This window comes from Pseudomonas mohnii, from assembly GCF_900105115.1.
Lineage (GTDB): Bacteria > Pseudomonadota > Gammaproteobacteria > Pseudomonadales > Pseudomonadaceae > Aquipseudomonas > Aquipseudomonas mohnii.
The window spans coordinates 6,304,268-6,318,413 of the sequence record NZ_FNRV01000001.1 but is presented as its reverse complement, the minus strand read 5'-3'; the positions used below and the strand labels follow the sequence as shown (position 1 = coordinate 6,318,413).

Annotated in this window: 8 protein-coding genes; all 8 read left to right on the top strand. The window is 61.8% G+C overall.

Annotated features, from left to right (window positions below; translation table 11 throughout):
• The first annotated feature begins 5 nt into the window (after window positions 1–5).
• The 8 genes from treZ (at window position 6) to BLV61_RS29355 (ending at window position 14,051) form a co-directional block, all read left to right on the top strand.
• Window positions 6–1,805, top strand: coding sequence for a malto-oligosyltrehalose trehalohydrolase (gene treZ, locus BLV61_RS29390; RefSeq protein ID WP_139213665.1), 1,800 nt, complete (start codon window positions 6–8; stop codon window positions 1,803–1,805).
• The gene (gene malQ, locus BLV61_RS29385; protein WP_047528486.1) at window positions 1,798–3,876 is read left to right on the top strand and encodes a 4-alpha-glucanotransferase; all 2,079 of its coding nucleotides are present in this window, start codon (window positions 1,798–1,800) and stop codon (window positions 3,874–3,876) included. Before treZ ends, malQ begins: the two co-directional genes overlap by 8 nt.
• A complete protein-coding gene (locus BLV61_RS29380) occupies window positions 3,873–6,647 on the top strand; it encodes a malto-oligosyltrehalose synthase (protein ID WP_090469405.1) in 2,775 nt (924 codons plus the stop codon). Before malQ ends, BLV61_RS29380 begins: the two co-directional genes overlap by 4 nt.
• A gap of 21 nt (window positions 6,648–6,668) precedes the next feature.
• The gene (locus BLV61_RS29375; RefSeq protein WP_047528482.1) at window positions 6,669–6,989 is read left to right on the top strand and encodes a DUF2934 domain-containing protein; all 321 of its coding nucleotides are present in this window, start codon (window positions 6,669–6,671) and stop codon (window positions 6,987–6,989) included.
• Window positions 6,990–7,194: 205 nt separating this feature from the next.
• Window positions 7,195–9,354 carry a glycogen debranching protein GlgX gene (glgX, locus tag BLV61_RS29370; RefSeq protein WP_090469401.1) on the top strand — a complete coding sequence of 720 codons (2,160 nt, stop codon included), beginning with the start codon at window positions 7,195–7,197 and terminating at the stop codon, window positions 9,352–9,354.
• A 194-nt stretch (window positions 9,355–9,548) separates the two neighbouring features.
• Window positions 9,549–10,307, top strand: a complete 759-nt coding sequence (locus BLV61_RS29365; RefSeq protein WP_047528480.1) for a PIG-L deacetylase family protein — start codon at window positions 9,549–9,551, stop codon at window positions 10,305–10,307.
• A gap of 111 nt (window positions 10,308–10,418) precedes the next feature.
• On the top strand, window positions 10,419–11,219 hold the full coding sequence (locus BLV61_RS29360; RefSeq protein WP_090470044.1) for an endonuclease/exonuclease/phosphatase family protein: 801 nt from the start codon (window positions 10,419–10,421) through the stop codon (window positions 11,217–11,219).
• 282 nt (window positions 11,220–11,501) lie between these two features.
• On the top strand, window positions 11,502–14,051 hold the full coding sequence (locus tag BLV61_RS29355; RefSeq protein ID WP_090469398.1) for an autotransporter family protein: 2,550 nt from the start codon (window positions 11,502–11,504) through the stop codon (window positions 14,049–14,051).
• The last annotated feature ends 95 nt before the right edge of the window (window positions 14,052–14,146 follow it).

The following is a 14,146-nucleotide window of genomic DNA, read 5'->3' as shown; positions in this document are numbered from 1 at the left end:
TTGAAATGCCGTTACGGACCCTGAAGACCTGGCCCCACGGCGCAATCATGCTGGACGCGGAGCACACGCAATTTGCGTTGTGGGCGCCAGATGCGTTTTACGTCAGTGTCGAACTGGAAAATGGACAATCCTTGCCGATGTCGCCGCAGGACGACGGCTGGTTCGTAGTCAAAACCCGTTGCCCGGCGGGCACGCGTTATCGATACAGCATCGATGGCGAAATGGAGGTGCCCGACCCGGCCTCCCGCGCCCAGGCCGGCGATATCCACCATCCCAGCGTGGTGGTCGATCCCCTCGCCTATCACTGGCAGCACAATGCCTGGGCAGGTCGCCCCTGGAATGAGGCGGTGATCTACGAATTGCACGTCGGGGCGCTCGGCGGCTTCCAGGGCGTCGAGCAACAACTGGCGCGCCTGGTGGAATTGGGCATCACCGCCATCGAACTGATGCCCCTGGGGCAATTCCCCGGTGAGCGTAACTGGGGCTACGACGGGGTGCTGCCCTATGCACCCCAAGCCTCCTATGGTTCACCCGACCAACTCAAACACCTGATCGACACCGCCCACGGTCACGGTCTGGCGGTGATTCTCGATGTGGTCTACAACCACTTCGGCCCCGACGGCAATTACTTGCATCGCTATGCCAGCGGCTTCTTCCGCGAAGACGTGCACACCCCCTGGGGCGCGGCCATCGACTTCCGTCGGCGCGAAGTGCGGGATTTTTTCATCGAGAATGCCCTGATGTGGGTGCTGGAGTACCGTTTCGACGGCTTGCGCCTGGACGCGGTGCACGCCATCGATGATCCGGATTTTCTCCAGGAACTGGCCCGGCGGGTACGCCGGCAGAGCGATCCGTCACGCCATGTCTGGCTGATGGTGGAAAACGAGCACAACCAGGCCCGCCTGCTGGAACAGGGTTATGACGCGCAGTGGAACGACGACGGCCACAACGCCTTGCATGTATTGCTGACCGGTGAAACCGACGCCTATTACGCCGACTATGCGCAAAACACTACCGGGCAACTGGCGCGCTGCCTGAGTCAGGGCTTCGTGTTCCAGGGACACGTCGACCGTCGCGGCAAACCCCGTGGCGAGCCCAGCGGGCACCTTTCGCCCAGCGCGTTCGTGCTGTTTTTGCAGAACCATGACCAGATCGGCAACCGCGCCTTCGGCGAGCGCCTGCATCAATTGGCCCCTCCTCAGGCACTGCAGGCCGCCACCGTCCTGTTGCTGCTGTCGCCGATGATTCCATTGATGTTCATGGGCGATGAGTTCGCCGCCGAACAACCCTTTCTGTTTTTCACCAGCCACCACGGCGAACTGGCGAAATTGGTGCGTGAGGGACGGCGTAACGAGTTTGCAGCCTTCGCCGCGTTTACTGATCCGCATAAACGCGAGCGGATTCCCGACCCTAACGCGCCACAGACCTTCGAATCATCCCGCCCGGTGTTGACAGCCAATGGATCGTCGCCCACACACGAGCTGTATCGCCGCCTGCTGCATATCCGCCATCGGCAGATCATCCCGTACCTGCCCGGCACCCAGGCACTGGGAGCCAAGGTGTTGGCAGTCGGTGCGGTGAGTGCGTCATGGCGACTGGGCGATGGCCGTCTGTTGCGCATTGATCTGAACCTTAGTGCCACGCCGGTACTCCACACAGCGTCGGACGGCAGCTCTTTGTTGTTCGAACATCCGCCACATTCGGCCGAGCGCCTGGACAAAGGCACTCTGGCCCCGTATTGCGCGCTTGTCAGCCTCACGGCCGCAACCCCTTTGCAACCCCTGATGGAGAGCGCCAATGAGTGATGCGCAACTGGAAATCCTGGCCAGCCGGGCTGGCCTCGCGGTCGACTGGATTGATGCCAATGGTCGCCCGCAAAAAGTTGCACCCTCGGTCTTGCGCAGCGTTCTGACCGGACTCGGCCACCCGGCCGGCAGCGCTCAAGAAATCGACGCCAGCCTGCAACAATTGCAGCAGGTTCAAGAAACCCGGCAACTGCCGCCACTGATTACCGCCGACTTCGGTGTCGGTCTCGATCTGGCCCATCATTTCGAACCGCACGCGCCGTGCGAGATCCACCTCGAGGATGGTTCGCGGCTCACCCTCAAGCTGGACGCCGAGGCGATTCTGCCGGGGTTGATTCCCGTGGGTTACCAGCACGTCAGAATCGATGGCCAGACCTTTACCCTGGCCGTAGCCCCCGAACGTTGCTTTAGCGTGGGCGATGCCGTGGACAGCCCGATCCCGCGCACCTGGGGCCTGAGCGTGCAGTTGTATGCCCTGCGACGCAAAGGTGACGGTGGCTTCGGCGATACCCAGGCCCTGGAAGACCTGGCCAGGGTCGCGGGCGAACGCGGCGCCGAAGCGCTGGCGATCAGTCCGCTGCATGCCATGTTTGCCAACGACACCCGGCGCTACAGTCCTTACTCTCCGTCCAGCCGGTTGTTTCTCAACAGCCTGTATTGCGCGCCCGGGACGATCCTCGGTGAGCATGCGATGCGCGCCGCCATCGATGCCACCGGCCTGAGCGTAGAGCTCAAGGATCTGGAAGAGCGCGCCTTGATCGACTGGCCCGCCGCCGCCGAAGCCAAGCACCGGCTGTTGCAAGCGTTGTACGAAGGCTTCGTACAGGGCGAACACCCGTTGCATGCCGACTTCAGCAGTTTTCGTCACGCCGGCGGCGAAGCCCTGGAAAATCACTGCCGGTTCGAAGCCATTCAAGAGGTTCGCGAAGCACAGGGCGAAAGCCTCGACTGGCGTCAGTGGCCCGAGCAATGGCGCGACCCGCGCAGCGCTGCCCTGGCCGAGTTCGCCGAAGAAAACGCTGGCCGCATCGGTTTCTTCGCTTTTTGCCAGTGGCTGATCACCCGTTGCCTGGAGCGTGCGCAGGCAACCGCCCGCAGCAGCGGCATGCGCATTGGCCTGATCTCCGACCTGGCCGTGGGCGCTGATGGTGGTGGCAGCCAGGCCTGGAGTCGCCAGGACGAATTGCTCGCCTCCCTCACCGTCGGCGCACCGCCGGACATTCTCAACCGCACCGGCCAGGGCTGGGGGATTTCCGCGTTTTCTCCCGAAGGCCTCATACGCAACGGCTTTCGCGCCTTCATCGAAATGCTCAGGGCCAACTTTGCCCACGCCGGCGGTCTGCGTATCGACCACGTCATGGGCCTGCAACGTTTATGGGTCATCCCCAACGGCGCGCCGCCCGCCGACGGTGCGTACCTGTATTACCCGGTGGACGACTTGCTGCGGCTGCTGACCCTCGAATCCCATCGCCACCAGGCCATCGTCCTTGGCGAAGACCTCGGCACGGTGCCCGAAGGTCTGCGGGAAAAACTCATCGCCCGTTCGATGCTGGGCATGCGAGTGCTGCTGTTCGAACAGGACAACACCCACTTCAAGCCGATCCTCGACTGGCCGGACAACGCACTGGCGACCACCAGCACCCATGATTTGCCAACCCTCAACGGTTGGTGGCATGGCCGCGACATCGACTGGAACGCGCGGCTCAACCTCATCGATGCCAACGCTGAAATCGAGTGGCGCCATCACCGCGAACGCGAACGTGAAGGCCTGCGAAGGGCCTTGAGCCAGGACCCGCAGAACTTTCGCGAAGAGTCCCACGAGACCGATCAGGTGCTCGACGCCAGTGTGCGTTTCCTTGGTCATACCCGTGCGCCGCTGGTGCTGCTGCCACTGGAAGATGCACTGGGCATCGAACAGCAGGCCAACTTGCCCGGCACCGTCGATACCCATCCCAACTGGTCACGACGCCTGCCGGGCTACAGCGAGGCCCTGCTGGACGACCCGGACGCCTCGCGACGCCTGGAATTGCTTGCCTGCGCGCGGCTTCAGGCGGCTGAGCGTGACCAATGAGCACGCTGCCAACGCAGCCGCTGCGGGCCACCCTGCGACTGCAGTTTCATAAGGGTTTTACCCTGGACGATGCGGTGCCGCTGGTGCCGTACTTCGCCCGCCTCGGCATCAGCCATGTCTATGCCTCGCCGCTGCTGCGCGCCCGCGCCGGATCGATGCATGGCTACGACGTGGTGGACCCGACCACGGTCAACCCGGAGCTGGGCGGGGAAGCGGCGTTGCGCCGCCTGGTCAGCGCGTTGCGCGAACAAGGCATGGGGCTGATCCTCGATATCGTCTCCAATCACATGGCGGTCGGCGGGAGTGACAATCCCTGGTGGCTGGACTTGCTTGAGTGGGGTCGCCTGAGCCCTTATGGCGAGTTCTTTGATATCCAGTGGCACTCCGCCGACCCGTTGATGGAGGGGCAACTGCTGCTGCCGTTCCTGGGCAGCGACTATGGTGTTGCCCTGCAGGACGGCACCCTGCCCCTGCGCTTCGATGCGCAACACGGCGCGTTTTTTGTCGAGCATTACGAACACCACTTTCCGATTTGCCCGATGACCTACGGCGAGCTGCTCAAATCCGACATCGAGCCGCTGAAATCCCTGGCCGATCGATTCAGCACATTGAGCTACCAGACCGATGCCCACAGCCTGGCGATCCCCTTGCAGGACGAGTTGCGTGAACTGGCCACCGACCCGGCCATGTTCCAGGCCATCGAGCACAACCTGAAAGCCTACGATTCGCTCACCCGTGAAGGTTTCCAGTGCCTGCATAACCTGTTGGAACGCCAGAGCTATCGCCTCGCCAGTTGGCGCACGGCTGCGGATGACATCAACTGGCGGCGTTTTTTCGATGTCAACGAACTCGGCGGCCTGCGGGTCGAACGCCCGGCGGTGTTCGAGGCGACCCATGCAAAGATTTTCCAACTGGTGGCGCAAGGATTGGTCGATGGCCTGCGCATCGACCACATCGACGGCCTCGCCGACCCTAGGGGTTACTGCCGCAAGCTACGGCGGCGGGTCGACAGCCTGGTCCCCGGCCGGCACCTGCCGATCTACGTGGAGAAGATCCTCGGCGAAGGCGAAACCCTGCACCGCGACTGGTCAGTGGACGGCACCACCGGCTATGAATTCATGAACCAGGTGTCGCTGCTGCAACACGATCCCCAAGGCGAACAGACCCTGGGCAGACTCTGGCAGCGGTACAGCGAACGTCCCGCCGATTTCCGGCAGGAGGCGCAACTGGCCCGGCAACAGATCCTCAACGGCTCCCTGGCCGGGGATTTCGAAAGTGTCGCGCAGGCGCTGCTGCAAGTGGCCCGGGAAGACCTGATGACCCGCGACCTGACCCTGGGCGCGATCCGCCGGGCACTGCAGGAACTGATCGTGCATTTTCCGGTGTACCGCACCTACATCAGCCCCCTCGGGCGATCGGCCCAGGACGATTATTTTTTCCAGCAGGCCATGGACGGTGCCCGGCAAACCCTGGGCGAAGCGGACTGGCCGGTACTCGATTGCCTGGCCGGCTGGCTGGGCGGCGAGCCGTGGCGAAAATGCCCGGCCGGTCACGCGCGCAAACGCCTCAAACATGCCTGCGTGCGGTTTCAGCAGTTGACCTCACCGGCCGCGGCGAAGGCCGTGGAAGACACCGCGTTCTATCGTTCGGCGGTGCTGCTGTCGCGTAACGACGTTGGCTTCAGCACCGAACGGTTCAGCGCGCCGGTCGAGGGTTTTCACGCAGCATGCGAACAGCGTCTCGCCGAGTTCCCGGACAATCTGCTGGCCACCGCGACCCACGATCACAAGCGCGGCGAAGACGCTCGCGCGCGCCTGGCGGTGTTGAGCGAACGCAGTCAGTGGTACGTCGAACAGATCGGCCTCTGGCGCGCCCTCGCCCGCCCGTTGCGTGACGATGATCAGCAGCCATCGGCGGGGGATGAATTGATTCTGTATCAAGCGATGCTCGGCAGTTGGCCGCTGGACCTGAACGCTGACGATCAACCGGCGCTGCAGGCCTACGCCGAACGCCTCTGGCAGTGGCAACGCAAAGCCCTGCGTGAAGCCAAGCTGGAAAGCAGCTGGAGCGCGCCCAACGATGCCTACGAGCAAGCGGTTGAAACCTTCATCAAGCGCCTGCTGTTGAACCCGCAGGGCAACTTTCTGCGCACGGCGCTCGGCAAGGCCGTGCACGCGATTGTCGTGCCCGGGGCACTCAACGGATTGGCGCAAACCTTGCTGCGCATGACCGTGCCGGGGGTCCCGGATCTCTATCAGGGCGCCGAGTTCTGGGACTTCAGCCTGGTCGATCCGGACAACCGCCGGCCAGTGGACTACGCCAGCCGCCAACAGGCCTTGCAGCAAGCCGTGAATCTGCCTGATCTACTGGCGAACTGGCGCGACGGGCGCATCAAACAAACCTTGATTGCGCAGACCTTGAACGTACGCACCGAGCACGCCGAACTGTTTCGACGAGGGACTTACCAGGCCCTCGAAGTCGTCGGCAGCCAGGCCCATCGAGTGCTGGGATTTGTTCGTGAATGGGAGGGCAAACGCGCCATCGTCATTGTGCCGATCCGTTGTTCAGCGCTGCTGGAAAACAGTGCCGAGCCGCAGGTGGACGCGCCGCTGTGGGGCGATACGCGAATCCATGTGCCGTTCGCGACCGCTGACGAGAATCTAAAGGGACTTTTTTCAAGCATCACAGTCACAAAAAACAGGGAGCTGATGATCAGCGCCGCGCTGGGGGACTTCCCGGTCAATCTCTTTATCCAAACTACCGACACTTGAGTTCAGTTCAGGAGCATTGCGATGAGTACCGACGATAAACGCATCCGCGAATTTGCCTATCAGATCTGGGAGTCCGAAGGGAAACCCGAAGGCCAGGAAAGCCGTCACTGGGAGATGGCACGCAAACTTGCCGAAGCTGAAGCGCTGGCGCCGAAACAACCGGCAAAAGCGCCTGCGGGTAAACCGGCCGTCAGCAAAACCGCCAATGGCAAGACTGGCGAGGTCAAGGCGGCCGCGCCAAAAGCCAAGGCCAAGCCGGCGGCAGCCTCGACCGAGATGCCAACCGGAGAAAAAGCCGCCGGGAAAAAGCCTCGCGCCGCGCGAAAACCGCCGACGAGCTGATTGGCTCGGACTTTTTCCTGATCGAACTCGTGGCGAGTCCGCTCGCCACCGAGGGATGCTCACCCTCAACAAAGCCCTGCGGGAGCGAGCCTGCTAGCGAGGACGGTTTACCCTCGACACATGCGTTACCTGACACTCCGCAATCGCGAGCAGGCTCGCTCCCACAGATTGCGGCGTTTTTGTACCTCACTTTGCAGGAGCACCTATGCCCAATCCGAAGAAAGCCGCGCCAGCCCCTCAAGTCGAGGCCTCGCGAATTCGTGAAGGCCTGCCCTTTCCACTGGGTGCGACCTGGGATGGTCTGGGGGTCAATTTTGCCTTGTTCTCCGCCCACGCCACCAAGGTCGAACTGTGCATTTTCGATGATGCCGGCGAAGTCGAGCTCGAACGCATCGAACTGCCGGAATACACCGACGAGACCTTCCACGGCTACTTGCCTGACGCCCATCCAGGGCTAATCTATGGCTACCGCGTCTACGGCCCTTACGAACCCGCCAACGGTCACCGCTTCAACCACAACAAACTGTTGATCGACCCCTACGCCAAGCAACTGGTCGGCAAGTTGAAATGGTCCGAGGCATTGTTTGGCTACACCATCGGCCATCCCGACGCCGACCTCAGTTTCGATGAACGGGACAGCGCGCCCTTCGTCCCCAAATGCAAAGTCATCGACCCGGCGCACACCTGGGGCCACGATCACCGGGTCAGCGTACCGTGGGACAAAACCATCATTTATGAGACCCACGTGCGCGGCATCAGCATGCGTCACCCTTCCGTCCCCGAGAACGTGCGCGGCACCTTCGCCGGGTTGATGGTCGACGACGTCCTGGAACATATCCGCAAGCTCGGCGTGTCCACCGTGGAGCTGCTGCCGATTCATGCCTTCGTCAACGACCAGCATCTGCTGCACAAGGGCATGACCAATTACTGGGGCTACAACAGCATTGCGTTTTTCGCCCCCGACCCGCGTTACCTGGCCAGCGGCAAGATCGCCGAATTCAAGGAAATGGTCGCGCACCTGCACGAAGCCAACCTCGAAGTGATCCTGGACGTGGTCTATAACCACACCGCCGAGGGCAATGAACAAGGCCCAACCCTGTCGATGCGTGGCATCGACAACGCCTCCTATTACCGCTTGATGCCTGACGACAAGCGCTTCTACATCAACGATTCCGGCACCGGCAACACCCTGGACCTGAGCCATCCCTGTGTCCTGCAAATGGTCACCGACTCCCTGCGCTACTGGGCGAAGGAGATGCACGTGGATGGCTTCCGCTTTGACCTGGCGACCATTCTGGGGCGCTACCACGATGGCTTCGACGAGCGTCACAGCTTCCTCGTGGCCTGTCGCCAGGACCCGGTGCTGCGTCAGGTGAAGATGATCGCCGAGCCCTGGGATTGCGGCCCCGGCGGCTATCAGGTCGGCAACTTCCCGCCGGGCTGGGTGGAATGGAACGACAAGTTCCGCGACACCGTGCGTGCGTTCTGGAAAGGCGACGATGGGCAATTGGCAGATTTCGCCAGTCGCATGACCGCGTCCGGCGAGATGTTCAACCACCGCGGTCGACGGCCCTATGCCTCGGTGAATTTCGTTACCGCCCACGATGGCTTCACCCTCAACGACCTGGTGTCGTACAACGACAAGCACAACGAAGCCAACGACGAAAACAATCAGGACGGCAGCAACAACAACCTGTCCTGGAACCATGGGATCGAGGGCCCTACGGACGACCCGGAAATCAATGAGCTGCGCCAGCGGCAGATGCGCAATTTCTTTGCCACGCTGCTGCTGTCCCAAGGCACGCCCATGCTGGTGGCCGGTGACGAATTCGCCCGCACCCAGGACGGCAACAACAATGCCTATTGCCAGGACAGCGAAATCGGCTGGGTCAATTGGGACCTGAGTGAAGACGGCAAGGCCCTGCTCAAATTCGTCAAACGCCTGATCAAGTTGCGCCTGGCCTATCCCATCCTGCGCCGCGGGCGCTTCCTGGTCGGCAATTTCAATGAGGATATCGGCGTCAAGGACGTCACCTGGCTGGCCGCGGATGGCAGCGAGATGACCACCGAGCATTGGCATGATGCGCACAATCGTTGCCTGGGCATGCTGCTGGACGGACGTGCGCAGGAAACCGGCATTCGCCGCCAAGGGGCCGACGCCACCCTGTTGCTGGTGGTCAATGCCCATCATGACATCGTCAATTTCACCTTGCCGGAAGTGCCCGATGGCGGCTTCTGGACCTGCATGGTCGATACCAATCAACCGTCGATTCGCGGCCAGGAGCGCTTCGAGTTCGGCCACGAGTATTCGGTGACTGGCCGTTCACTGCTGCTGTTCGAACTGCAGCATGAAGAAGAGGATTGAAATGAGCCGGACTCCCGGCGGATAAAAATTTGTTTCAGATCGACGAATAGGCGTCCATGAGCAATACTCGATGCGCGGTGCTCCAGGGTTCGGAGCGCCGCGCATTGCTATCAACCCGCCCTCACGGGTCTGCCGGCTTGTCATGCACAAGCCTTGCGCACGACTGAAGGCAATAAGGAACAAGGACGTAGCCCATGAAACCTGTATCCCTCTGTGAAAGCAGCCAGTCGGGACAAATCTGGAACAGCGCCCCGCAACTGGAGAACATTCCGGTAATCGGTACTCAGTCCTTGGTCCCCCCTGGCGCTCGCGCCGTCGTGATCGCCCCGCATCCCGGCGATGAAGTGGTGACCTGCGGCGGCCTGCTGCAGTTGCTCAGCGCCAGCGCTCATCCGCTGCAATTGATCTCGGTCACTGACGGCAGCGCGAGCCATCAGGGATCCCGGCAGTGGTCGGAAAAACGCCTCAGTGTGTTTCGCTCCCAGGAAAGTGTCGAAGCCTTGCGTCGCCTCGGGTTGCCCATGCATAGCCTGAAATGGATTCGTGGCGGCTTTACCGACAATGCCTTGGCCGAACATGAACTGAAGCTGACGCAATTCATTGCGCGCTACCTGCGCCCCGGCGACGTGGTATTCAGCACCTGGAGCGAGGATGGCGTCAGCGACCACGACGCCGTGGGCCGCGCCAGCGCCAATGCCGCGAACATGGCCGGTGCAACGTTCCATGAAGTACCGGTCTGGGCCTGGCACTGGCCGGCGCGTGATTACGGCTCTATCCCCTGGCATCGCGCGCGCAAAGTACGCCTGGACAGCTGGACGGTCGCGCGCAAGAGCCACGCCACCCACGCCTATGCCAGCCAGCTCGATGGCGAGCCGGCGATCGGCCTTGCACCGATGCTGCCACGGGTGTTGCTGGAGCGGATGCGTTTGCCTTACGAAATCGTATTTGTCTGACACGACCAACAGCCAATGCGCGCGTGAGGACGGCCCTTACCTGACTCAAACTGAACTGCCCGCTTGTGTATCAGTCGCATACTTAAGCAACCCGGATTCAGAGGCGTGAAAGTGGTCCGCAATCCCAAACGCGACACGATTGAATCAGTGCCCTCGAACACACCCCCGGCCATCCATCGACTGCGCGTGCTGACGGTCAATACCCACAAGGGATTTACCGCCCTCAACCGGCGTTTCATCCTCCCGGAACTGCGTGAAGCGGTACGCAGTACGTCGGCGGATCTGGTGTTTCTGCAAGAAGTGGTGGGCGAACACGAGCGTCACTCCTCGCGCTACCACCAATGGCCGGCCACCTCGCAATACGAATTCCTCGCCGACAGCATGTGGAGCGATTTTGCCTACGGGCGCAACGCGGTCTACCCGGATGGCCATCACGGCAATGCCCTGTTGTCGAAATACCCGATTCGCGAACACCGCAACCTCGACGTTTCCATCACCGGCCCGGAACGGCGTGGACTGCTGCATTGCGTACTCGATGTGCCGGGCCACGCCGAGGTCCATGCGATCTGCGTTCATCTGAGCTTGCTGGAAAGCCATCGCCAACTGCAATTGCAGCTGCTCTGTCAGTTGCTTGAGTCCCTGCCTGTCGACGCGCCGGTGATCATTGCCGGCGACTTCAACGACTGGCAGCTGCAAGGCAACGCCGCCCTCGCCCGTCGTGACGACCTGCATGAAGCCTTCGAACGCCACCACGGACGCCCCGCAAAAACCTATCCGGCGCGGTTTCCCCTGCTGCGCCTGGACCGCATTTACCTGCGCAATGCCAGTAGCCATCACCCGACAATCCTCGGAAGCAAACCTTGGACGCACCTGTCGGATCACCTGCCGTTGGCGGTGGAAGTGCATTTGTGACGGTTAAAATCGCCCTGAAAAACCGTTGCATCAGCCGCAACGCTGGTCATTTCTGGTATTTCTGACAGTAGATACAACCAGACGCTGCTGCTACGTTGCCCCTATCCGCAGGAAAGACCCTACGGATAGGCAAACAACGTAGCGAGCGTTGCCGAAGAAATCTGGATGACGGGAGATTGCCTCCCGATGCTGTCTCGCAACTCGCGCTGCCGAGAGTGGCTGACGCACGGCCGACGCTGAGGCCGTGGCCAATCAGACGCCAGTCCCGATGCGGAGACGAGCATGAATCCATGGCCAGATCTTCCCAAGTACCGTTACACCGCCTGCGCCTTTTCCCTCTGGCTGTGTGCCGGTTGGTCACCTTCCACCCTCGCCGCTTGCACCCTCACCCCTACCGCTGGCAACGATAACTTCGTCTGTGACAGCGCCACCAGTGGACCGCTGACCGATCTGGCGGGCAACAACACCCTGACGTTCCCCGCCAATGGCTCCGGCACCATCAATGGCAATGTGACGTTTGGCAGCGGCAACGACACCGTCAAAATGGACTCCGGCACCCTCGCTGGCGTACTTGACCAGGGCGATGGCGCCAATGCTTTGCAAATCAACAACGGGGTGATCACCGGCGAAGTCCATCAGCACAACGGTATCGACACCTTCATCATGAACGGCGGACGCATCCAGTCTCTGGCGCAAGGTGAGGGCTTCGACAATTTCCTGATGACCGGCGGGACGATCGTCGGCGCCTTCGAAGACGGTGACTTCGCGAAGATGACCGGAGGCACCATCGGCCGGGTAGACATGAAGCTCGACGACAATACGTTCGATATGTCCGGCGGGCAGATCCTGGGAAATCTGGTCACCGGATTTGGCAACGACACCATCATCGTGGCGGGCGGACGAATTGGCGGCAACATCAGTGTCAGCGGTGGCAATGACAACATTACGGTGACAGGCGGCGAGATCGCCGGTGAAATCCGCGCCAGCGCCGGCAATGACACACTTCTGTGGGACGGTGGCGGCATCATCCGCTCGGCGATCCTGATGGGCGATGGCAATGACACCGCCATTGTGCGCAATCTGAATGAAACCACCCTTGCCCTGACCCCGAGCATCGACGGTGGCACGGGCACCGATCAATTAACCTTCGACCACACCACATCCGCCGGCGCCGCCCGTTACATCGATTGGGAAACCGTCAACCTGAACAACGGTTCGCAATTCGACCTCGCCGGCAATTTCGTGCTCGGTGACAGCAGCAGCGGCACGGGTGTATTCAACATCGATGGCAGTAGCGTACTGACGTCCAGCCAGGGCAGCATCGTGCCCGCCACTGCGGGCCAGCGCGCGACCCTGAACAACGCCGGGGTGATCGACCTGAGCAGCGGCAATACGCGCACCAACGATGCCCTGACCGTACAGGGCAATTATTCGGGTAACAACGGGCAACTGCTTTTGCAAAGTGCCGTGGGCGATGACAATTCGCCCAGTGACAAGCTGGTGGTCATCGACGGCACCTTGACCGGCACCACCTCGATCAGCGTCAGCAACCTCGGTGGCGTTGGCGCGTTGACCCGGCAGAATGGCATCCAGGTGGTTCAGGCCCAAGGGACGGCCATCAGCGACAACGGCGCCTTTACCCTGAAAACGCCAGTGTCGGCGGGTGCGTTCGATTACGTCTTGTACAAGGGCGGTATCACCGCCGGCAGCGAAAACAGTTGGTACCTGCGCTCCTCCGTCGTCGCCGTGCCGCTGGTGGCCGTCCCGAACCCCGACCCGGCCCTGCCGCCGATTCTGGTGCCAGTGGTGGCAACGCCGGTCGCCGCTGCCGGTAGCCCGCCACTGCCCAACGCCCAACCCGGCGCCGCTCCCATTCCCCTGTACCGCCAGGAAGTGCCGGTCTGGTCCGTCTTGCCGCCAGCGGCTGCGCAACTGACCCTGACCGCCCTGGGCACTTTCCACGATCGCCAGGGCGATCAACGCCTGCTGAGCGAAACCGGGACCTTCGGCGCGGGCTGGGGTCGTGTCTATGGCAAGAATGTCGACCAGACATGGGCCGGCACCGTCACGCCACGGCTCGATGGTTCGCTTGACGGCTTCCAGGTGGGCAACGATCTGTACGCCTCGCAGACGTCCGAGGGCCAAACCCAACGCAGCGGGTTCTTCGTCGGCCATAGCCGCTTGAAGGGTGATGTCGACGGCTTCAACCAGGGCTTCGAAGGCAAACGCGCGGGCAAGGTCGAGCTGCGAGGTGACAGCCTCGGTGCGTCCTGGACCCTGACGGACGCCAGGGGCTGGTACATCGACACAGTAGCGATGTACACCTGGCTCGACGGCGACAGCCATTCCGAGCGCGGCCTCAAGCTCGATAACAAGGGGCACGTGGTGACGCTCTCGGTGGAGGCCGGTTACCCCTTCCCCCTGGCAGGCGACTGGGTAATCGAACCCCAGGCGCAGGTGATCCATCAGAACGTTAGCCTCGACAGCCAGAACGATGGAATCTCGCGGGTATCGTTCGATTCCGATCCAGCCTGGACCGGCCGCCTCGGCGCCCGGCTCAAGGGCCGCTACGAGGTCAGTGGCTTGCCGTTGGAACCTTATCTGCGAGCCAACCTGTGGCACACGTTTTCCGGCACCGATACGGTCACCTTTGCCGGAAACACCGACATCGACACCGAGCAAAAATCTTCCTACGCCGATCTCGGTATCGGTGCCGTGCTGACGCTGGCGCCCTCCGTCAGCGTGTACGCCAGTGCCGACTTCTCCAGCAATATCGACAGTCAGCACCTGCGGGGAACGATGGGAAATGCCGGTATCAGGATCAGTTGGTAAAACTGAGCAAAGGCTCTAGCTCCTGACTTTTTTGGCGTTTCCGCCATTAAACAAGAACTTATTGAGCACCAAAAAATCAGTCACTTACACCCCCT